The sequence below is a fragment of the Roseateles sp. T103 genome, assembly GCF_057219915.1.
Window position 1 is genome coordinate 554,527 of record NZ_JBXVVS010000002.1, and the last position, 21,719, is coordinate 576,245.

The following is a 21,719-nucleotide window of genomic DNA, read 5'->3' on the forward strand; positions in this document are numbered from 1 at the left end:
CCACGAGCGCCTTCCCGGATTGTGCGCGGGCCTGCCAGCCGGCTGGTATCGCCGGCTGTCCTTCGCCAGCCACAAGCGTCTTCCGGCGCTGGTGCGCGGGCTCAGTCGGCGGCGCCCGCCATGCTGTTCAGCGAGATCACACGGGTCTTGGTGATGCGGTGGCGGTAGACCTCGCGCAGATAGCGGATCGCCTTCTTCACGTTGACGGTGTTGAGGCGGATCTCGTTGATAGAAACGAACTTGTGCTCGTCCTTGATCAGCTCGCGGTACTTCTTCTCGTACATCGGCTTGATCGCGTACCAGTTCGTGTCGAGGATCTTGGCCGGGTTCTCGTACTCGTTGAGCAGGCTGTCCAGGCGCGATTCATCCAGCGTCTCGCTCTGGATGAAGTCGAGGATGGCCTGGTCCAGCTCTTCGGTGAAGCGGTGCTTGTCGCTGGCGAAGCAGCGCTTGATGTAGGCCACCAGCAGCGTGATGCACTCGTCGCTGAGGCAGGGGCTCTTGGCGACGATGGTGGTCAGCGAGAGATTGGCCGAGGTGCCGATCACCAGCGCATAGCGCTTCAGCGTGGTGTTCGGGAACAGGCTGTTGAGGTGCTGCTTCAGGCGGCTCAGATTGCTGTAGGGCAGCTTGAAGTCCTTGGGCATCGAGATGATGGTCACCGTGGACGAGCAGTTCTTGAAGAAGTGCAGCCCGTTGAGCGCGCTGGCGTCGTACTTGCCTTCCTTGTAGGCCTTCAGCGCCTCGCGGTAGCGGTCCGACGCGATCGGCAGCACGCTGATGCCGCCTATGGTCTGCGTGTCCTTGTTGAAATGCGGCACATCGATCGAGCGGAAGAACAGATCGTCCATGTCGATGTCGACCTTGCTCTCGCCGGTGGGCACCGGGCATTCGGCATAGGCCACCGCCATCGGGCCGGCCAAGCTCATGAACAGGTCGTTGGCATCCAGGCGCACGGTCTCGCCGATGTCGATGCCGGCGCTGTGGAAGTAGTTCTCGTCGTAGTCGGCCGTCACCGCCTGCGCGGTGAGGATGTTGAAGATCTGCTGCGAGATGTACTGGTTGGCATGCTTCTCCATCGTGTTGACGTCGAAGTTGCGCGCATCGCCGGTCTCGACACCCGCCTCGTCCACGTACTTCATGATGTCGTTGGAGATCAGCATCATCGCGTTCCAGGGCCGGATGCCGGGCACCGACGCGGCTTCGCTGCCGCCGGGCTCGTCGCTGTAGGAGAAGTCCCACTCTTCTGAGAGGTACTTGCACAGCAGGCGCCCGGCGTTGATGTGCAGCGCTTCGGACACCTCTTCCTTCTGCGTGGTGGCGATGTTCGGCAGGATGCAGATGCCGCAGGTGAAGATGGGCTCGAAGATGAAGGACTGGCGGTTGCGCTCGCCGATCAGCTCGGTCTTGATCTGGTCCAGCGTCTTGCTCATGTAAGCGTACTGCTGGGCCAGGCCGAATTCCGAGGCCATGCCCGAGCCGGTGCCGCCGCCGGCGCTGAAGATGTAGAAGTACAGCCGCGACTGGTTGGCCTTGATGCCGCAGGAGTCGATCAGGTAGGCATGGTTGCGCCGCCACGAGGCGTCCTGGAAGGCATCGGCGCTGCGGTTCAGGATGGTCTTGGCCAGGTACTGGCCAAGGATGGGCGCGTTGCCTGCGCCGCCGGCGTGCACCTCGGTCAGATCCAGGATGACAAGCTTCGAGTACTCGTTGAGGAAGCGCGTGTCCTCGATGCCGGATGAATAGCGGATGCGGCCGACGATGTCCTTGTCCAGATCGCCGACCACGACGACCGGCTCGATCAGGAACACCGGCGCCTGCCCGCGCTCGCCTTCATGGCGGAAGCGGTTGCGCAGCCAGGCCACCGGTGGGCGGTCGGTCTTGCGCTGCTCGTTGGCGCGCGCCTCCATCGCATGGAAGTAGTTGGTCTTGGCGCGGTAGACCATGGTCGCCACGTCCAGCGCGATATTGGAGCCGCAGCGCCCCAGGCCGATCAGGCAGACCGAAGGAAAGTCGTTGGCGCCATCGCGTTCCTGCGCGGCACCGCCGGACAGGATGCTGGTGCGGAACTCGTCGAGGTTGTCGAGGATCTTCTCGAGGTTGCGCTCGGTGTAGTACTTCAAGCTCAGGGATCGCTCGTCAGCCATGGTGTCGCCTCGCACTGCTCTGTGGTTTTTGTTGACTTGATGTCGTCAGCGACCGCCTGCCCAGGCCTCCACGACCCTCCGTGGCGGCGACGCCCCACGGCTTTGTAACAGAAGGTCCATCAGCACCAGCACTCGTGACGGACTCTGCCCGCCCACCGCTGTTTCGGCAATCCGATTTCGCGCGGAATGTCGCGGCCGGATGTTGGGCGCGCGCCACGCCCACGGCCCGCGCGCTGCGGCACGGCCCGGCGGGCCCAAGTCCACCTATGCCGCCCAGGGCAATTCTTGTCGCCTCGCCCGCGGAGGCAGACACTTGAACCAGGCTTGGATTGACCTCGCGGGGAGCGACATGATGTCCGTGACTGCCAGGAACAATGTGCTGCAGCTGGGCACGGCAGGGCCTACCGTCGTGTTTGGCCACGGTTTCGGCACCGATGGGGCAAGTTGGCGGCCGGTTGCGGAACGCATTGCCACCGATCATCGGGTTGTGTTGTTCGACCACGTCGGCTTCGGACGCTCGGACCGGCTCGCCTACGCCGATCGCCATGGCAGCCTGGACGGCTATGCCGATGACCTGCTGCAGATCCTTCAGCGGCAGCCCCCCGGTCCGGTGATCTACGTCGGTCATTCGATCGGCGGCATGATCGGCCTGCTGGCCAGCATCAAGCAGCCGGATCGCTTCTGCCGGCTGGTGCTGCTGAATTCAAGCCCGCACTTCATTGATGATCGCGCCAGCGGTTACGTCGGCGGCTTCAGCCGTCAGCAGATCGAAGCCTCGCTGGAACTGATGGGGGCCGACTACGCGGCCTGGGCCGAGGCGATCGCACCGATGGCCATTGGCAGCGCCAACGATCCCGAGCAGATCCGCGTCTTCGGCCAGGGCCTGCACTCGCTGGACACGATGATCGCGCGCCGTTTCGGCCGTCTGGTGCTCTTCGTCGACCTGCGTCGACGCCTGTCCGATGTCTGCACGCCGGCATCCATCCTGCAGTGCGTAGACGACGACTTTGCACCCGTCGCGGTCGGCCACTACCTGCAGCAGGCCCTGCCTGGCAGCACGCTGAAACTGCTGCAGGCCAGTGGGCATTGCCCGCAGATCACCCAGCCCGAGGTTGTGGTCAGCGCGTTGCGCGAGGTGCTGGCGACCGTCAGGACTCACTAGGCGCCCCACGTCTCACGCGACGTGCCTGCTGCGACTGCACTGCCTCGACATGGCACCAGACCGCATCAGGGATTGGGATCCCATACAGATACCGCAAACCCCGTACTCGCTACACTCCTGCGCCATGCGCCACTGCATCGCCGTCCTGCTGCTCGTTCTGCTGCCGCTCCAGTTCTCCTGGGCTGCGGTGGCGGACTACTGCGAGCACGCGTCGAGCAGCGTGACAGACCACCCGGGCCACCACGATCACGCGGGTCATGCTCACGTTGCAAAGGCGGGCGGCAGCGACGCGCAGGCGGCATCCGAAGACGGCTCGTCTGCGCCTCTCGATCTCGACTGCGGCCACTGCCACGGCCACTGTGCCGCGGTGCTCGACGTACTCGAGGGACTGCAGCCCGCGGCACCCCGAGGCGCAGCGCCGACGCTGGGTGAGCTGCACTGCGCGGAGCACACGCCGGCGCAACCGGATCGCCCTCAGTGGGCCAGCCTCGCCTGATCGGCGAGGCGGCTTCCTTCTTCAGCAGAAACCCGTCCGCGCCTGAGCGCTTCGCCGCAGTGCGTCTGCGGCCACCCGCTCAGGTCGGCGCGACCCTGTGGTCGCTGCTCGCCGGTCTCCCGTGTCCCCGTCAACACTGGAGCATCGGATGCATCCGAAATCACGAACCCAAAACCGTGTGTGGCAGGCTGTGCTTGCCGCACTTCTTGCCGGCGCTGCTGCGGGGGCTGCAGCCCAGCGCTCGCCGGCCGCCGGGCCAGCCCCGGATCGCGCACCCCTCCTGAGCGAGCTCTTCGAGGCCGCCTGGGCGCTTCAGCCCGAGGCGCAGGCCTTGCCGGCGCGTCGCGACGCGGCACAGGCGCAGCGCCGCATCGCCGAGGCCTGGACGCCCGAGCCGCCGGCGCTGGAGGCCAGCCACAGGACGGATCGACTGAGCCGCAATGCCGGCGCGCGCGAGCTCGAAGTCGGCATCGCCCTGCCCTTGTGGCTGCCTGGCGAGCGCCGCAGCAGCAGTGCGCTGGCCGAGGCCGAGGCGGCGGCGGTGGACAGCCGGGCCGATGCAGCGCGCTTGCGCCTGGCCGCTGCCGTCCGCGATGCCTGGTGGAACTGGCAGCGTGCCAGCGTCGACGCGGAGATTGCCCGCGAGCAGCTCGACATGGCTCGTCGCCTCGCCAGCGATGTGGCGCGCCGGACCAGGGCTGGCGAGCTCGCCCGCTCGGACCAGTACCAGGCCGAGGCTGCCGTCGCCGCAGCCGAAGCCGGTGCAGCGCAGGCCGGGGCGACAGCGGTGCACGCCTGGCAGCAGCTCAGCGCACTGGCCGGGAGGCCAATCGTCGCGCCGCCCGCGCGAGCAGCGCTGCCTGAGCCGGAACCCGATCCTGTTGCGAGCGCCAGCGCTGCGCACCCCGCAGAGACCGAGCTGCAGGACGGCCTCGTCCTGGCAGAGCGAGCGGCCGCCCTGGCTGCCGTCCAGTCGCGCGCCAATCCCGAACTGACCCTGGCCGTCACGCGCGACCGCGGGGCTGCCGGCGAGCGCTACGACCAGACCGTCACGCTGGCCTTGCGCATCCCGTTCGGCACAGACCCGGCCCACGCCAGACGCGTCGCCAGCGCACGCGCCGAAGCCACCGAGGCGCGCGCCCAGTCGGCCCTGGCGCGAGCTCGCCTGCAGGCGCAGCGCGAGACCGCCCAGGCCGGCGTGGATGCGGCGCGCATCCAGCACGCGGCGGCCATGCGCCGCGCTGCACTGGCACGCGAGACCCGCGACTTCTTCGCGAAGTCCTTCCGGCTCGGCGAGACCGATCTGCCGACCCGGCTGCGCATCGAGAGCGAGACGGCCGAGGCCGAGCGCCAGGCGGCGCGCAGCCGCATCGAGCTGGCCGCCGCGATCTCCGCATGGCGCCAGGCACTGGGTCTGCTCCCGCAATGAGCCCCGACCTGCGCTCCACACCACCCCAGGCTTACACACCATGAGACTGAACCCACATCTGACGGCGCTGTGCTGCGTCGCCGCCCTTCTCCACCCCTCGCTGGCTGGTGCCGGCGCGGGTCATGACCACGGCCCGAGCGCCGCTGCTGCCCACAGCCCCGCGCTGCCGCGCTTCGCCGCCGTCTCCGAGAGCTTCGAGCTGGTCGGCGTGCTCGACGGCAGACAGCTCACGCTGTATCTGGATCGGGCCACCGACAACGCGCCAGTCACCGCTGCGCAGATCGAGCTGGACGTGGCCGGCGCCAAGCTGAAGGCTGGCAAGCACCCGCAGCAGGACGAGGCCTACCTGGTCGTGCTCGCGGCCGATCCCGAACCCGGCGTGCTGCCGATCACCGCCACGGTCAGCGTTGGCCAGGAGATGGACCTGCTGGCCGGCGAACTGGACCTGCACGCACCGGCCCATGCCGACGAAGCCGCCCATGCCCATGCATGGCAGGAGTACGCCGGCTGGGGCGCCGGCGGCATGGCGGCACTCGCTGCCGTGCTTGCGCTGCTTCGCCGTCGTTCGACCACACGCCCTGCCAACAGCGGAGCCGTCGCATGAAGCGCTGCACCACACAGACCCGCCTGACTGCATTCCTGGCAGCGCTGGCGCTGAGCCTGGGCCTCGCAAGCCTTGCGCCGGCCGGCGAGGGCCACGACCATGGCGACGCGCCGGCGGCCCCCAGCGCCAACGGCCCGCAACGCCTGCCCGATGGCAGCGTCTTCCTGCCCAAGCCTGCGCAGCGCCAGCTCGGTGTGCGCACGCTGCAGGCCGAAGCGGGCGAGCTGCCACGCTCGTTCGAGCTGAACGGCAAGGTCGTGATGGACCCGAACGCCGGCGGCAAGGTGCAGCCGCTGCATGCCGGCCGCATCGAGCCCGGTCCGCGCGGACTGCCCAGCCCGGGACAGCCGGTTAGCCGGGGCGAGGTGCTCGCCTATGTTGCGCCTTCCGCGCCGCCTATCGAGCGCGCGAACCAGGCCGCGCAGCTGGCGGAACTGCGCGCCAGCAAGTCGCTGGCCGACAAGCGCGTCGCGCGGCTGCGGGAGCTCGCCGACACCGTGCCGCGCCGGGAGATTGAGGCGGCCGAGAGCGAAGCCCGGAGCTTGGCCGAGCGCATCGACGCGCTCGGCCTGGGGCTGTCGTCGCGTGAGGCGCTGCTCGCTCCGGTCTCGGGTGTCATCGCCTCGGCCAACGCCGTCGCAGGCCAGGTCGTCGATGCGCGCGAGCTGGTCTTCGAGATCGTCGATCCGTCGCGGCTGCAGATCGAAGCGCTCGCCTTCGATGCCGCGATTGCGACCAGCATTGGCAGCGCCAGCCTGGCGGTGGGCGCCGAGCGTGTGCCGCTGCGCTTCGTCGGTGCTGCGCGCAGCCTGCGCGAGCAGGCGCTGCCGCTGCGCTTCGGCGCGGAAGGCCAGGCGCTGTCGGCGCTGGCGATCGGCCAGCCGGTGCGCGTCTTCGTGCAGAGCAGGGACAGGGTCAAGGGCATCGCGCTGCCCCTGGCGGCGCTGATGAAGAACCCGGCCAACCAGAGCGTGGTATGGGTGAAGACGGCGCCGGAGCGCTTCGAGCCGCGCACGGTCACCGTGCAGGCGCTGGATGGCCTGCGCGTGGCCGTGACCTCGGGCCTCAGGCCCGGAGATCGGGTGGCGACGCAGGGCGCCACCCTGATCAACCAGCTGCGCTGAAGGAGCCGCGATGTTCAAGTGGCTTCTCGAGAACAGCCTATCCCAGCGGCTGCTGGTGATCATCGCCAGCGTCGTGCTGATGGTCTATGGCGCCTTCACGCTGTCGCGCACGCCGGTGGACGTCTTCCCCGACCTCAACAAGCCCACCGTCACCGTCATGACCGAGGCCGGCGGCATGGCCGCCGAAGAGGTCGAGCAGCTCATCACCTTCCCGCTCGAGACGACGATGAACGGCCTGCCCGGCGTGGCGTCGGTGCGCTCCACCTCGTCGGCCGGCCTGTCCTTCCTCTATGTGGCCTTCGACTGGAACGTCGACATCTACCGCGCCCGGCAACTGGTGACGGAGCGGCTCTCGTCGATGGAGGAGAGCCTCCCTGACGGCGTGAGTCCGCGCATGGGCCCGGTCAGCTCGGTGATGGGCGAGATCATGCAGATCGCGATCCCCGTCGACGAGCGCAAGATCGGGCCGATGGCGGTGCGCGAATACGCCGACTGGGTGCTACGCCCCCGCCTGATGTCGATACCCGGCATCGCCCAGGTGATCCCGATCGGCGGCGAGGTGCGACAGTTCCAGGTGCAGCCCGACACGGCGCGCATGGCCGAACTGGGCATCTCGCTCGAGCAGATCGAGGCGGCGCTGCGCGGCTTCTCGGCCAACACCTCGGGCGGGTTTCTGGAGCTGAACGGCCGCGAGTACCTGATCCGCAACCTCGGCCGTACATCCAGCCTCGAGGACCTGAGAAACCTCGCGATCGGCGCCAGCAAGGGCCAGCCCGTCCTGCTGCGCCAGATGGCGCAGATCAGTTTCGCCGCCGCGGTGAAGCGCGGCGATGCCGGCTTCGAAGGCAGGCCCGCGGTGATCCTGGGCATCCAGAAGCAGCCAACGGCCGACACGATCACGCTGACCCGCCACATCGAAGAGGCGCTCGCCGGACTGCAGGCGTCGCTGCCGGCCGGCATGGAAGCGCCGCGCGTCACCTTCCGGCAGGCCAGCTTCATCGAGGCCTCGATCGACACCTTGCAGGGCAAGCTGATCGGCGCGTCGGTGTTCGTTGCGCTGATCCTGTTCTTCTTCCTCGGCACGCTGCGGCCCACCGTCATCGCACTGACCGCGATACCGGTGTCGATCTGCATCACCGCACTGGTCTTCCGCCACTTCGGCCTGTCGATCAACACGATGACGCTGGGCGGGCTCGCGATCGCGATCGGCGGCCTGGTGGACGATGCCGTCGTGGACGTGGAGAACATCCTGCGGCGGCTGAAGGAAGAGCGCAAGCGCCAGCCGGAACAGCGCCTGCACCCGCTGCAGCTGGTGGCCAGGGCATCGATGGAGGTTCGCTCGGGCATCCTCTATGCGACGGTGATCATCGTGCTGGTGTTCATTCCGCTGTTCGCGCTACCGGGCCTCGAAGGGCGACTGTTCGCACCGCTGGGCGTGGCCTTCATCGCCTCGACGCTGGCATCGCTGCTGGTCTCGGTCACGGTGACGCCTGTGCTCAGCTACTACCTGCTGCCGCGGCTGAAAAGCCTGGATCACGGCGACACCCGGCTGCTGGCCTGGCTGAAGGCGCGCTACCGCGCCGGCCTGCAGGCCGTGCTCGAGCGCCCGCGCATCGCCATCGCGGCCACCGGCGTGGCGGTGGCGGCGGCCGCGGCCACCGTGCCCTTCTTTCCGACCAGCTTCCTGCCGCCCTTCAACGAAGGCACGCTGCTGGTCGGCCTGCGGCTGAACCCGGGCGTGACCTTGTCGGAGAGCTCGGCCCTGGCCCGTCAGGCGGAGACGCTGCTGAGCCAGGTTCCCGAGGTCACGCATGTGGGCCGGCGCAGCGGCCGGGCCGAGCTCGACGAGCATGCCGAAGGCGTGCACGTCAGCGAGCTGGACATCGGCATTGTCCCGGCCGGGCAGCTGACGCGAAGCATGGACGAGGTGCGCGCCGACATCCGCGCCCGTCTGGCCAATCTGCCGGCCTCGATCGAGGTGGGCCAACCGATCTCGCACCGCATCGATCACATGCTGTCGGGCGTGCGCTCGCAAATCGCGATCAAGATCTACGGCGAGGATCTGGACGCGCTGCGCGGACAGGCCGAAGCCTTGCGCCAGCGGCTGGCCCGCATCCCCGGCATCGCGGATCTGGCCATCGAGAAGCAGGTGCTCGCGCCGCAGATCCAGGTGCGCGTCGACCATGCGGCAGCGGCGCAGTACGGCGTACCGGTACCGCAGATCCTGGCCACGCTGCAAAGCCTGGTCGAAGGCGAACGCGTCGCGCAGATCGTCGAGGGCGGCCGGCGCTTCGCGCTGGTGGTCAAGCTGCCGGAATCGGCTCGATCGGTCGAGGGTCTGAGCCAGATCCTCATCGAAACGCCTACCGGGCGCATTCCGCTGTCCAAGCTGGCGTCCATCGAGGACAGCGACGGCCCCAACCAGATCAGCCGCGACGACGGCAAGCGTCGCATCGTGCTGTCTGCCAATGCCTCGGGCCGCACCCTGTCGGACATCGTTGTCGACATCCGCCGGGTCGTCGCCGACACCGCGCTGCCGGAAGGCATGTTCATCACGCTGGGCGGCCAGTTCGAGGCGCAGCAGGAGGCATCGCGCCTCATCGGCCTGCTCTCCATCGTGTCCCTGGTGCTGATGTTCGTGGTGCTCTACAGCCGCTACCGATCGGCAACGCTGTCGGCGCTGATCATGGTGAACATCCCGCTGGCCCTGGTGGGAGCGGTGATCGGCCTGTGGCTATCGGGCCAGCCGCTGTCGGTGGCGGCCCTGGTGGGCTTGGTCACGCTGGCCGGCATCTCGGTGCGCAACGGCATCCTCAAGGTCAGCCACTACATCAACCTGATGCGCTTCGAGGGCGAGCGCTTCGACGCCGGGATGATCGTCCGCGGCTCGCTGGAGCGGCTGAGTCCGGTGCTGATGACGGCGCTGGTCACCGCCTTCGCGCTGGCGCCGCTGCTCGTCGAAGCTGAGCGTCCCGGCACCGAAGTGCTGCACCCGGTGGCCGTGGTGATCTTCGCCGGCCTGATCAGCTCGACGCTGCTCGACACCTTCCTGACGCCGGCGATGTTCTGGCTCTTCGGTCGCAAGGCGGCCGAGCGGCTGCTGGACGACAAGGATGCCGAGGCGCTGTGAACCCGCTTCTTTCGTACTCACCCAGAGAGGACATGCCATGAAGCTGCAATACCTTGTCGCCACCCTGCTTGTCGCGCTGTCGGCCGGGGCCCATGCGGCCGGCCAGGGGCACGACCACGCCCATCAGCACAAGCCGCTGCACGGCGGCGTCGTCGCCCTGCTCAAGGACATGGACTGCGAACTGGTCGCCACCGCCTCGACGCTGCGGCTCTATCTGCGCGACCACGGTAAGCCGCTCGACGTCTCCAAGTCCAGGGCCAGGCTCACGCTGCTCAGCGGCACGGAGAAGCAGGAGGTCGAGCTCAAGCCAGCCGGCGACAGGCTCGAAGCCAGCGGCACCTTCCGGGTCGGACCAACGACCAAAGTGGTGGCGGTCTTGACCGTCGACGGCAAGCCCGTCACGGCACGCTTCAGCCTGAACTGAGCCCCGCACCGAGCTCGCAGCAGCGAAGCCTGCTGCGTGGTTGACAGGAAATCATCAGCATACGTATTATATGAATACACATCGCATCGGCGGGTCGATCGTCCCGCCCCCCCGCAGGAGACAAGCGCCATGCAATACCACCTCAATGGCTTCAAGCCCGGTGATCCCGATGTCTTGCCGGCTGAGCCGGGCCACCGCCGCGCGGGCGATCCGCTGCCGGAGACGGTGGATGTGCTGATCGCCGGCACCGGCCCCGCCGGCCTGTGCCTGGCGGCGCAGCTGGCGCGCGTGCCGCAGATCCGCACGCTGGTGGTGGAACCCAAGCTGGTGCCGATGGAAAAAGGCCAGGCCGATGGCATCAGCGTGCGCACGATGGAGATGTTCCAGGCCTTCGGCTTTGCCGAGAAGGTGATGCGCGAATCGGTGTGGATCAACGAGACCACCTTCTGGGCGCCAGGCGCGGGCAACGGCCTGAACCGCGTCGCCCGCGTGCAGGACGTGCCCGACGGCATCTCGGAGATGCCGCACATCCTGATCAACCAGGCGCGCGTGCACGATATGTTCCTGGACGTGATGCGCAACGCGCCGACGCGACTGGAGCCGGAGTACGGGCTCAAGGTGCAGACGCTCAGCATAGCCCCCGACGCCAGCGAATACCCGGTGACCGTGACGCTGGAGCACACCGCGCCGGGCCGCGAGGGCCAGACCGCCACGGTGCGCGCCAACTATGTGATCGGCTGCGACGGCGCGCGCTCGAACGTGCGGGCTGCCATAGGCGGCAAGCTGCATGGCGATGCGGCGCACCAGGCCTGGGGCGTGATCGACCTGCTGGCGGTGACCGACTTCCCCGACTGGCGCATGAAGTCCTTCGTGCGCTCACAGGACGAGGGCATCCTGATGGTGCTGCCGCGCGAGGGCGGGCATCTGGTGCGCCTCTATGTGGAGTTGGATCAGCTAGGCGAGCACGAGCGCGCCGCCGATCGCGGCATGGGCGCGCAGGACATCATCGCCAAGGCGCAGCGCATCTTCAGCCCCTTCAAGCTGGATGTGAAGGAAGTGGTCTGGTCCTCGATCTACGAGATCGGCCATCGCCTGACCGACAAGTTCGACGACGTGCCCGAGGACCAGGTGGCCACGCGCGCGCCGCGCGTGATGCTGGCCGGCGATGCCTGCCACACGCACAGCCCCAAGGCCGGCCAGGGCATGAATGTGTCGATGGGCGACACCTTCAACCTGGGCTGGAAGCTGATCTCGGTGCTGACCGGCCGCGCCGACCCTGCGCTGCTGCACAGCTATTCCGGCGAGCGCCGTGCCGCGGCCAAGGGCCTGGTGGAGTTCGACCACAAGTGGGCCCGCGTGGTCGGCGCCCGCGCCGAGGACGACCTGGCGACGGACGGCCTGCCCCGCGTGGCGCGCGAGTTCGTCAACAACCTGCCCTTCACCTGCGGCCTGACCATCCAGTACGAGCCCGGCGCGCTGACCGGCGCGGCCAAGCACCAGGCGCTGGCCACCGGCTTCCCGCTGGGCATGCGCTTCCACTCGGCACCGGTGGTGCGCCTGGCCGATGCCAAGCCCATGCAGCTGGGCCACTGCATCGAAGCGGACAACCGCTTCCACCTCTTCGTCTTCGCGCCTGAAGGCGACAGCGGCGCCGCAGGCGGCGCGGTGGCCAAGCTGTGCGACTGGCTGGAGCATGACGCGGCCTCGCCGCTGCGCCGCCACACCGCCGCTGGCGAGGACGTGGACGCAGTGATCGACACCCGCGCAGTGTTCCAGCAGGGTTTCCGCGAGCTGGACTACGCCGCCATGCCCACGCTGCTGCGCCCGCATGTGGGCCGCTACGGGCTGTGCGACTACGAGAAGGTCTTCTGCGCCGACCTGAAGCGCGGCGAGGACATCTTTGCGCTGCGCGGCATCGATCGCGCCGCCGGCTGCATCGTCATCGTGCGCCCGGACCAATACGTCGGCCACATCCTGCCACTGACGGCGCGCGAGGAGCTGGCCCAGTACTTCGCGGGCATCCTGCGCGTGCGCGGCTGAGGCACGCTCACTGCTCGGCCTGCCGCGCAGTCAGCGCGGCTCGACGCCCGCCTTCAGCCCGAACACCGGCGCGTAATGCAGCGCAATGCAGGCATGCTCGCGCATCAGCGCTTCCACGCGCGCCGACTGGCCGGTCTGCAGCGCGTCGAGCACCAGGCGGTGGTGCAGCTGCGCGAGGCTGAGCTTGCGGTACTCCTTGTCCAGCGCGGCGCGGTCGATCACCAGCGAATCGGCCGAGGCAAACGGCAGGTGGTTGTTGCGCGCGATCGCGTCGGCGATCACGCGGCCGCCGCCGGCCTCGACGATGCAGCTGTGGAATCGTTCGTTGAGCTCGCTCCAGGCGCCGATCGCCGCTTCGTCCAGCTGTCCGGCGGCAAGCACGCGCTCGCCCGCCTCCACGCAGTCGCGCAGCGTGGCCAGCACCGCCTCGCTGGCGCCGGCCTCGGCCAGGCGGCGCGCGGCCAGGCCTTCGAGCACGCCGCGCACCTCGATCGCACAGAGCACATCGGCCTCGGAGAACTTGCGCACCAGATAGCCGCGCTTGCCAGCCGGCTCCAGCAGCCCCTCCTGCTCCAGCGCGCGGAAGGCGATGCGCACCGGCGTACGCGAGACGCCCAGACGCTCGGACACCGGAATCTCGGCCAGGCGCTCGCCCGCGGCGTACTCGCCACCGATGATCAGCTGGCGCAGCACCGCCACCACGCTGGCCGTGCTGGCGGGCTTGATTGGATCCATTTTTTCGAGCATTCCTTGCCTTAATCCGTGATTATCGGCATGATTGGATCCATTCGATTGGATCCAATAACGAGGAGACGATAGCATGAGCTTCCCGCTGAACACCTGGTACGTGGCCGCCAAGCCCGAGGAATTCGCCGACAAGCCGCTGGGCCGCAAGGTCTGCAACCAGCGCATGGTGTTCTTCCGCGACGAGCAGGGCCAGGTCGCCGTGCTGGAGGACTTCTGCCCGCACCGCGGCGCGCCGCTGTCGCTGGGCTTCGTCTGCAAGGGCAAGCTGGTCTGCGGCTACCACGGCCTGGAAATGGGCGCCGACGGCAAGACCGTGGCCATGCCCGGCCAGCGCGTGCGCGGATTCCCGGCCGTGCGCCGCTTTCCTGCGGTGGAGCGCTATGGTTTCGTCTGGGTCTGGCCTGGCGACGCCGAGAAGGCCGACCCGGCGCTGATCCCGCAGCTGGAATGGGCCGACAACCCCAAGTGGGCCTATGGCGGCGGGCTGTACAACATCGCCTGCGACTACCGGCTGATGATCGACAACCTGATGGACCTGACGCACGAGACCTATGTGCACTCCACCAGCATCGGCCAGAAGGAGATCGACGAGACGCCCTGCAACACCCGCACCGAAGGCGACGAGGTCATCACCAGCCGCTTCATGAACGGCATCGAGGCGCCGCCCTTCTGGAAGATGGCGCTGCGCATGAACGGCCTGCCCGACGACCAGCTGGTAGACCGCTGGCAGATTTGCCACTTCACGCCGCCCAGCCACGTGATGATCGAGGTGGGCGTGGCGCTGGCCGGCAATGGCGGCTACGACGCCCCCGACGAGGTCAAGGCCGCGAGCTGGGTGGTGGACTTCATCACGCCGGAGACCGACACCTCGATCCACTACTTCTGGGGCATGGCGCGCAAGTTCAAGCCCGAGGACCCGTCGCTGACCGTGCAGATCCGCGAAGGCCAGGGCAAGATCTTCGCCGAGGATCAGGAGATGCTGGAACGCCAGCAGCGCAATCTGCAGGAGTGGCCGGACCGCAAGATCCTGGCGCTGAACATCGACGCCGGCGGCGTGCAGGCACGCCGCATCATCGACCGCCTGCTGGCCGAGGAAGGCCGCGCACCGGCCGCGGCGGCTTGAGGTTGAACGCATGACCGTGGAGACGACTACGAACCTGCTGAGCGTGCAGCTGGCACGCAAGAGCCGCGAGGCCGAGGACATCTGCGCGCTGGAGCTGCGTCCGCTGCCGGGGCAGAGCCTGCCGCGCTTCGAGGCCGGCGCGCATCTGGACCTGCACTTGCCGAATGGACTGGTCCGCCAGTACTCGCTGTGCAACGACCCGGCCGAGACCGACCGCTACCTGCTCGGCGTACTGCGCGACCCCGCGTCGCGCGGCGGCTCGGCCGCCGTGCACGATGCGCTGGCCGAAGGCCAGACGCTGAGCATCAGCGCGCCGAAGAACCACTTCGCGCTGGTGAAAGGCGCACCGCGCACCCTGCTGCTGGCCGGCGGCATCGGCATCACGCCGCTGCTGGCGATGGCCGAGCAGCTCGTGCATGAGGGCGCCGACTTCCGGCTGCACTACGCGACGCGCTCGCCCGCGCGCACCGCCTTCCGCGAGCGGCTCGCAGCACCGCACTTCGCCGGCCGCGTGCAGCTGCACCACGACGACGGTGCGCCCGAGCAGCGCCTGGATATCGCCGCGGCGCTGGCGGCTGCGGCCGGACCCGGCACGCAGCTCTACGTCTGCGGTCCGCAGGGCTTCATCGATGCGGTGCTCGCCACTGCGCGCGCCGCCGGCTGGGACGAGAAGAACCTCCACCGCGAGTACTTCGGCGCCGCCGCACCGGTGCACACGGCCGACGAAGGCAGCTTCGAGGTGCAGATCAAGAGCAGCGGCCAGGTGGTCACCGTGCCCGCAGGCCAGAGTGTCGTGCAGGCGCTGGGCGCGGTGGGCGTGCACATCGTCACCTCCTGCGAGCAGGGCGTGTGCGGCACCTGCCTGACGCGCGTGCTCGACGGCGTGCCGGACCACAAGGACATGTACCTGACGCCCGAGGAGCAGGCGGCGAACGACCAGTTCCTGCCCTGCTGCTCGCGCGCCAGCAGCCCGCGGCTGCTGCTGGATCTCTAGCCCGTCGACCACCCGGGCTTTGCCCTATGCCTTGGCAGACGGGGCGCGCCTACAGTCGGCCGCATCGCCGCAGGCAGTCCCGCCCATCGCTGCAGCGACGGGAGTAGTTGCAGCATGTCCGCATCCGCAGAGCCCGACTCACCAGTGATCGCGCCAGCGCTGAGCGACGCGCAGCTGCGCCGCACCGTGTGGGTCAGCGCGCTGATGGCCCTGCTGCTGCCGCCCTTCATCGGCGGCACACTGATGGGCATTGCCGGCTACTACCCGCTGCCGGAGTTCTATCTGGTCTTCACCAGCTACACAGGCGCCTATCTGGCGCTGGTGCTGGTCGCCACGCTGTCCTACGCAAGGCGCTTTGCCGACCGCCTGATCCGCCTCGGCCGGGCCGAGGGCGAAGACCTGCAAGCCAAGACGCGCAAGCTCTTTGCCCGCCTGCCCTGGACGCTGCTGGGCTTTCTGACCGCCTCTTCGATGCTGGGTGCCTTCAGCGCCGATCTCTCGCTGGAGCGGCTGGGCTATCGCAGCTACACGCCGCGCGACCACCTCAACAGCCAGATCGGGCTGGTGCCGGTGGTGCTGATCAGTGCGTTCCCGATCTTTTTCTACTTCACCGACCGGCTGGGCCGCTACTTCGGCCCCCGCGGCGTACACGATGTCATCGTGCCGCTGGGCACGAAGTTCGCGTTGCTGGGCATCGTCACGCCGCTGCTGATCGACAGCGTGCTGGTGGGCTACTTCGTCAACCAGACCGGCCATGTCGACCGGCGCCTGCTGCTGATCTGGGCCGGGCTGCTGGCACTGGCCGGCGGCAGCACCTGGCTCGCCTGGCGAAGCCTGCGCCAGGGTCTGCAGCCGCTGCAGGAGGTGCTGCACGAACAGGCCTCGGCCCTCGATGCCGCAGCGCTGGCGCAGCTGCGCCCGCAATCCATCGACGAGCTGGGGGTGCTGACCCACCGTCTGGCCCTGCAGATCCAGCGCCAGCAACGACTCGGCGCCGAGCTGGACCGCACACGCGCGCTTTCGCAGGCAGTGGTGGACCACGCCGGCGTGCTGGTGATCGTGCTGGATCGCCAGGGTCGCATCGTGCGCTTCAACCCGGCCTGCGAGTCGCTCAGCGGCTACCGTGCGCAGGATGCCATCGGCCGCTATCCCTGGGACCTGCTGCTGCCGCCCGAGCAAGCCGAGTCGATACGCCGCAATGCCTTCGAGGCGCTTGCGCACAACCCCGGCGCACTTGCAGGCCACTACACCAACGAATGGGTCTGCCGCGACGGCAGCCGCGTGCTGCTGGACTGGTTCAACACGGTGCTGCTCGACGACAAGGGGACGATGGAGTTCATGGTCTCCATCGGCATCGACATCACCGAGCGCCAGCGCATGGAAGAGGCGCTGCGCCACAGCGAGAGCAAGTACCGCCGCCTGCACGAGAGCATGACCGATGCCTATGTGCAGACGGACCTGCCGGGCCGACTGCTCGAATGGAACCCGGCCTACCGGGCGATGCTGGGCTATGCGGACGACGAACTGGCCAGCCTGCACTACACCGAGCTGACGCCAGCGCGCTGGCACGAGAGCGAAGCGCGCATCGTCGCCGAGCAGGTGTTCGCGCGCGGCCACTCGGAGGTCTACGAAAAGGAATACCGACGCAAGGATGGCACCGTCTTCCCGGTGGAGATGCGCACCTACCTGCTGCGCGGCGATGACGGGACGCCGGTGGGCATGTGGGCCATCGTGCGTGACATCAGCGAACGCAAGGCGACCGAGGCGCGCATCGCCAGCCTGGCCTACTACGACGCGCTCACCGGCCTGCCCAACCGCACGCTGTTCTTCGACCGGCTGCAAACCGCGCTGGCCCATGCCCGGCGCGACAGCCAGCGCGTCGCGCTGCTCTTCATCGACCTGGACCGCTTCAAGCCGGTCAACGACACCTACGGGCACGAGGTCGGCGACCAGCTGCTGCAGCGCGTGGCGCATCAGCTGCGCGACTGCGTGCGCGATTCCGACACCGTGGCGCGCCTGGGCGGCGACGAGTTCGTCGTGCTGCTGCCGCAGGTGCACACGCTGGCCGATGCGCTCGCCGTGGCCGAAAAGGTCCATGCCCGGCTGCGCGAGCCGGTGGAGATCGGCGCCTACCGGCTGGAGATCTCCTCGGCGATCGGCGTGGCGATCTTCCCCGAGGACGGCGCCGACGAAGTGGCGCTGGTGCGCTCGGCCGACGACGCGATGTACCGCGCCAAGGCCGGCGGGCGCGATCAGGTCATCACCGCGCGCATCGCTTAGAGTCGGCCGGGACGAATCATGACTTCTCTCGAACCGACGACATGAGCAAGCTACGCCCCGAACTCGACAAGCACACCCTCAACCAGCGCGGACAGGAATACCTGCCCGGCTACCTCGGCATCGAGATCACCGAGATCCGCGACAAGGAGCTGCACAGCCGCATGCCGGTCAAGCAGCTGCACATCGCGCCCAACGAGTTCCTGCATGCGGCCAGCATCGTCGCGCTGGCCGACACCACCGCCGGCTATGCGACGCTGGCCCACCTGCCCGAGGGCGCGAGCTCCTTCACCACCATCGAGCTGAAGAGCAACTTCCTCGGCACCGTCCGCGAAGGCAGCATCGCCTGCGTGGCCACCGCCCAGCACCTGGGCCGCAACACCCAGGTCTGGGACGCCGTCGTCACCGACGAGGCCAGCGGCCGCAAGCTCGCGCTGTTCCGTTGCACGCAGATGGTGCTGTGGCCCAAGGGGGCCTGAGACTCGACGCCTCGTCCGGCGATCACGGCGTGCCGAAGACCAGCAGGATGGTGGCCAGCAGGTAGGGGCCCAGCACGCTGGCAGCGGCAAAGACCAGCCCGGCGCGGGTATCGACGAGCCCGGCATACCCGAGGCCAGGCGTGGACGACGCTGCGTGCTTGGTGTTGATGTTGTGATGCTTCATGAATTTCTCCTGATCGTGGCAGCGTCCACCAGGGACGCGCGAACACGGCTGCGCCTTGGCCGGGCGGAAACCCGGCCCGACTGGCACGCGGCCGCAAGGGGTGCGCAATGGGCTGTGCATGCCCGGGCCGACAGGCACCAGGCGGCGACAGGCACTAACGATCAGGAACGCCGAAGGAATTCGGCAGCATCCAGCGGCGGCACAGGCAGGCCACCGGCGCCGCGCCCGGAACTGGGCTGGCGAAACAATGCTGAAGGCGGGATACGAAAGGCAGGAGTCGCCTTGCGTTTGGCCCGCCGTGTTGGACGGGTTTCAACATGGGGTCTCTCCGAAGAGGGCGACGCGCAACAGGCGCGACGTGGTTGAACTGTAGCCAAAGTGGCCGAACCTTGCTTGCCTGGGGTCAATGAACTCGCGGAAGCGCCGCAGCCCGATCAACGGGAGCGCCGGAACACCAGATGCTGGTAGACCTGCTCGCCCATGCGCTCGGCATGGCACTGCTCGACGATCTCGAGCAAGCCCTCGCCGGCCATCTGCACCAGATCGCGGGCAACACGATCGAACACCAGCGGATGCTCGGTACTGCAGCCAGCGCGCGGCAGCGCCACCGGCTCGCCTACTGGCGCATCGAGATAGAAGCGCCAGGCCAGCGAGGGCAAGGACGCGCCGGGGAACGACGGGGACGACATGAACATGGAGCACTCCTCAACGACAGCATGGATCTGGAGCAGATGGGATCGAGCTCCGTCTTCTTCCTGCCCTGACTTGGCGGCAAGACTGCACCACTGCGGATCAAGGCTCGACCGAGTGTGATCAGCAGGCATCCTGTCCCGCTTGCGCCAGCGCAACGAGTCAGCCTAATGCTGCAGTGCGTCATTTGTTTGACATGCCAGCCAGAGATGCTGACGCCATGGATGCCGCCACCCTCACCCATCTTCCCCTCCAGCACAGCCCGCTGCACGGCAGCCGTGGTCTGGTGCTAGGCCTTGCCGACGAGCACAGCATCGCCTGGGGCTGCGCGCAGGCTGCACGCGCTGCCGGCGCAGAGCTCATGCTCACTTGCGTGAACGACAAGGCCCATGCAGCGGTGCTGCCGCTGGCCCGGGCGCTGGACGCGCCGCTGCACACCTGCAATGTCGAGGCTGACGGCGCGCTCGAGGCACTGGCCGAGCAGGCTGCAGCGACGCTGGGCGGGCTGGACTTCGTCATCCACTCGATCGCCTGGGCGCCGCTGGCCGATCTGCACGGCCGCGTGGCCGACAGCTCGCCGGCCGGCTTCCAGCGCGCGATGGAGGTTTCCTGCCACTCCTTCGCGCGGCTGGCGCGCTGCTGCGAGCCGCTGATGCGCGAGCGCGGCGGCGGCAGCCTGATCACGATGAGCTACCTGGGCGCGCAGATGGCCGTGCCGCACTACGGGCTGATGGGCCCGGTGAAAGCCGCACTGGAATCGCTGGTGCGCTACCTCGCCGTCGAGCTGGGCCCGGGCAATATCCGCGTGCACGCGATCTCGCCGGGGCCCATCCCCACCCGCGCTGCCTCTGGGCTGGAGGATTTCGACGCGCTGATGCGCGATGCGCGCGAGCGCTCGCCGCTGCGCCGCCTGGTCACGCTGGAGGAGATCGGCGCGCTCGCCGCCTTCCTCTCCAGCCCGGCCGCGTCGGGCATGACCGGGCAGACGCTCTACGTGGACGCCGGCCACCACATCCGGCACTGAGCGCCGCCTCCCGCGGCCAGGCACGAAGTCTGCTCGCCCCAACCGGAACCGACCCACGCCAGAAAGGCCCACCCGATGAACGCACCCGAGACCCAGTTGCGCGACGGCTGGATGCGCAACCAGACCTACGACGAGCTGCAACTCGGCCAGAGCGCGCGCCTGGTGCGCACGCTCACCCGCGAGGACGTGCAGGCCTTCGCGCTGGTCTCGGGCGATGTGAACCCCGCGCACCTGGACGAGGAATACGCGCAGGGCACGCGCTTTCACGGCGTGATCGCGCACGGCATGTGGGGCGGCGCGCTGATCTCCTCGCTGCTGGGCACCGAATTCCCCGGTCCCGGCACCATCTACCTGGAGCAGACGCTGCGCTTCGCGCGCCCGGTGCATATCGGCGACACGCTGACCGTGGTACTCACCGTCACCGAGAAGGACGATGAATCGGGCCGCGTCAAGCTCGGCTGCGAGGCGCTGAACCAGCGTGGCGAGCCGGTCATCACCGGCATGGCCACGGTGCTGGCGCCGCGCCACAAGATCGAGCGCCCGCGCCCCACGCTGCCGGCGATGCACCTGTTCGATCCCAAGGCGCGACTGGACGCCTGGGTCGGCAGCCTACAGCTGCAGGGCGGCCCGCTGCCCTGCGCCGTCGTGCATCCCTGCGATGCCGAATCGCTGCAGGGCGCGCTGCTCGCCGCGCAGCGCGGCCTGATCGATCCCTGGCTGGTCGGTCCCGAGGCGAAGATCCGCGCGCTGGCCGAGCAGTTGGGCCTGTCGCTGGCCGGCGTGCGCATCGAAGCCCAGCCGCACAGCCATGCGGCCGCCGAGCATGCGGCCGCGCTGGCCGCCGATGGCCAGGTGGCGATGCTGATGAAGGGCAGCCTGCACACCGACGAGCTGATGCACGCCGTGCTCACGCGCCCCGCGCTGCGCACCGAGCGGCGCGTCTCGCATGTGTTCCGCTTCGACATCCCCACCTATCCCAAGCCGCTGCTGCTCAGCGACGCGGCGATCAATATCGCGCCCGACCTGCAGGCCAAGGCCGACATCGTGCGCAACAGCATCGCGCTGGCGCGCGCCCTCGGCCTGGACAAGCCCAAGGTGGCGCTGCTCTCGGCGCTGGAGACCGTCACCGAAAAGATCGCCTCGACGCTGGACGCCGCCGCGCTGTGCAAGATGGCCGAGCGCGGCCAGATCGCCGGCGGCCAGCTCGACGGCCCGCTGGCCTTCGACAACGCGATCTCGGTCGAGGCCGCGCGCATCAAGGGCATCGCCTCGCCGGTGGCCGGCGATGCCGATGTGCTGGTCGTACCCGATCTGGAGGCCGGCAATATGCTGGCCAAGCTGCTCGAATACATGGCCGGCGCATCGAGCTGCGGCGTGGTGATGGGCGCACGCGTGCCCATCGCACTGACCAGCCGCGCCGACAGCGCCCAGGTGCGCATGGCCTCGGCAGCGCTGGCGGCGGTGGCGGCGCAGGCGGGCTGACCCTGGCTCCTGCTCGACCGCGGTCTATCTTGCTAAGCGCGGGCCGCGCAGCAGGCGATCCGCCGGGCCTGCGAACGCTGGATGCAGCACTGCGGCCCGGGCAGCCGCCGGGTTCAGGCTCGGAGGTCGGCCCTGCGGTCCGACTCCCTTGCGCTGCTCGCCA

18 protein-coding genes are annotated in these 21,719 nt (G+C 68.6%); 14 read left to right on the top strand and 4 right to left on the bottom strand.

What is annotated here, in order from left to right; all coding sequences use genetic code 11:
* Window positions 1-101 precede the first annotated feature (101 nt).
* Window positions 102-2,147, bottom strand: a complete 2,046-nt coding sequence (locus tag AC2EBS_RS08995) for a hypothetical protein (protein ID WP_484728051.1) — start codon at window positions 2,145-2,147, stop codon at window positions 102-104.
* A 199-nt stretch (window positions 2,148-2,346) separates the two neighbouring features.
* Here AC2EBS_RS08995 and AC2EBS_RS09000 point away from each other — a divergent pair, with 199 nt between their 5' ends.
* The 8 genes from AC2EBS_RS09000 (at window position 2,347) to AC2EBS_RS09035 (ending at window position 12,556) form a co-directional block, all read left to right on the top strand.
* Window positions 2,347-3,309 carry an alpha/beta fold hydrolase gene (locus AC2EBS_RS09000; protein ID WP_484728052.1) on the top strand — a complete coding sequence of 321 codons (963 nt, stop codon included), beginning with the start codon at window positions 2,347-2,349 and terminating at the stop codon, window positions 3,307-3,309.
* Between the two features lie 124 nt (window positions 3,310-3,433).
* The gene (locus AC2EBS_RS09005) at window positions 3,434-3,805 is read left to right on the top strand and encodes a hypothetical protein (RefSeq protein ID WP_484728053.1); all 372 of its coding nucleotides are present in this window, start codon (window positions 3,434-3,436) and stop codon (window positions 3,803-3,805) included.
* 190 nt (window positions 3,806-3,995) lie between these two features.
* The gene (locus tag AC2EBS_RS09010) at window positions 3,996-5,234 is read left to right on the top strand and encodes a TolC family protein (protein ID WP_484728054.1); all 1,239 of its coding nucleotides are present in this window, start codon (window positions 3,996-3,998) and stop codon (window positions 5,232-5,234) included.
* Window positions 5,235-5,274: 40 nt separating this feature from the next.
* The gene (locus AC2EBS_RS09015) at window positions 5,275-5,838 is read left to right on the top strand and encodes a hypothetical protein (RefSeq protein ID WP_484728055.1); all 564 of its coding nucleotides are present in this window, start codon (window positions 5,275-5,277) and stop codon (window positions 5,836-5,838) included.
* Window positions 5,835-6,962, top strand: a complete 1,128-nt coding sequence (locus tag AC2EBS_RS09020; RefSeq protein WP_484728056.1) for an efflux RND transporter periplasmic adaptor subunit — start codon at window positions 5,835-5,837, stop codon at window positions 6,960-6,962. The genes AC2EBS_RS09015 and AC2EBS_RS09020 overlap by 4 nt, the downstream gene beginning before the upstream one ends.
* 10 nt (window positions 6,963-6,972) lie before the next feature.
* Window positions 6,973-10,092: an efflux RND transporter permease subunit gene (locus AC2EBS_RS09025; protein WP_484728057.1), complete on the top strand. Its 3,120-nt coding sequence runs from the start codon at window positions 6,973-6,975 to the stop codon at window positions 10,090-10,092.
* A gap of 37 nt (window positions 10,093-10,129) precedes the next feature.
* Window positions 10,130-10,516, top strand: a complete 387-nt coding sequence (locus tag AC2EBS_RS09030) for a hypothetical protein (RefSeq protein WP_484728058.1) — start codon at window positions 10,130-10,132, stop codon at window positions 10,514-10,516.
* A gap of 129 nt (window positions 10,517-10,645) precedes the next feature.
* Window positions 10,646-12,556, top strand: a complete 1,911-nt coding sequence (locus AC2EBS_RS09035; protein ID WP_484728059.1) for an FAD-dependent monooxygenase — start codon at window positions 10,646-10,648, stop codon at window positions 12,554-12,556.
* Between the two features lie 30 nt (window positions 12,557-12,586).
* Here AC2EBS_RS09035 and AC2EBS_RS09040 read toward each other — a convergent pair whose 3' ends face one another.
* Window positions 12,587-13,291 carry a GntR family transcriptional regulator gene (locus tag AC2EBS_RS09040; RefSeq protein WP_484728060.1) on the bottom strand — a complete coding sequence of 235 codons (705 nt, stop codon included), beginning with the start codon at window positions 13,289-13,291 and terminating at the stop codon, window positions 12,587-12,589.
* 85 nt (window positions 13,292-13,376) lie between these two features.
* Between AC2EBS_RS09040 and AC2EBS_RS09045 the strand changes: the two genes are divergently transcribed.
* The 4 genes from AC2EBS_RS09045 (at window position 13,377) to AC2EBS_RS09060 (ending at window position 18,176) form a co-directional block, all read left to right on the top strand.
* Window positions 13,377-14,426: a Rieske 2Fe-2S domain-containing protein gene (locus tag AC2EBS_RS09045; RefSeq protein WP_484728061.1), complete on the top strand. Its 1,050-nt coding sequence runs from the start codon at window positions 13,377-13,379 to the stop codon at window positions 14,424-14,426.
* Between the two features lie 10 nt (window positions 14,427-14,436).
* Window positions 14,437-15,420 (top strand): PDR/VanB family oxidoreductase, encoded by a 984-nt coding sequence (locus AC2EBS_RS09050; protein ID WP_484728062.1) that lies wholly within the window; start codon window positions 14,437-14,439, stop codon window positions 15,418-15,420.
* Window positions 15,421-15,534: 114 nt separating this feature from the next.
* Window positions 15,535-17,700, top strand: a complete 2,166-nt coding sequence (locus tag AC2EBS_RS09055; RefSeq protein ID WP_484728063.1) for a diguanylate cyclase domain-containing protein — start codon at window positions 15,535-15,537, stop codon at window positions 17,698-17,700.
* A 41-nt stretch (window positions 17,701-17,741) separates the two neighbouring features.
* Window positions 17,742-18,176 carry a PaaI family thioesterase gene (locus AC2EBS_RS09060; protein ID WP_484728064.1) on the top strand — a complete coding sequence of 145 codons (435 nt, stop codon included), beginning with the start codon at window positions 17,742-17,744 and terminating at the stop codon, window positions 18,174-18,176.
* Between the two features lie 22 nt (window positions 18,177-18,198).
* Here the strand turns inward: AC2EBS_RS09060 and AC2EBS_RS09065 are convergent, their stop codons facing one another.
* Both AC2EBS_RS09065 and AC2EBS_RS09070 read right to left on the bottom strand, forming a co-directional pair.
* Window positions 18,199-18,360, bottom strand: coding sequence for a hypothetical protein (locus AC2EBS_RS09065; RefSeq protein WP_484728065.1), 162 nt, complete (start codon window positions 18,358-18,360; stop codon window positions 18,199-18,201).
* 434 nt (window positions 18,361-18,794) lie between these two features.
* A complete protein-coding gene (locus AC2EBS_RS09070; RefSeq protein WP_484728066.1) occupies window positions 18,795-19,055 on the bottom strand; it encodes a hypothetical protein in 261 nt (86 codons plus the stop codon).
* Between the two features lie 215 nt (window positions 19,056-19,270).
* On the opposite strand from AC2EBS_RS09070, the gene fabI reads away from it, so the two are divergent.
* Together fabI and AC2EBS_RS09080 are read left to right on the top strand one after the other, a co-directional pair.
* Entirely contained in the window at window positions 19,271-20,074 is an 804-nt protein-coding gene (gene fabI, locus AC2EBS_RS09075) for an enoyl-ACP reductase FabI (protein WP_484728067.1), read from the top strand.
* A 75-nt stretch (window positions 20,075-20,149) separates the two neighbouring features.
* Entirely contained in the window at window positions 20,150-21,556 is a 1,407-nt protein-coding gene (locus AC2EBS_RS09080) for a bifunctional enoyl-CoA hydratase/phosphate acetyltransferase (protein ID WP_484728068.1), read from the top strand.
* The last annotated feature ends 163 nt before the right edge of the window (window positions 21,557-21,719 follow it).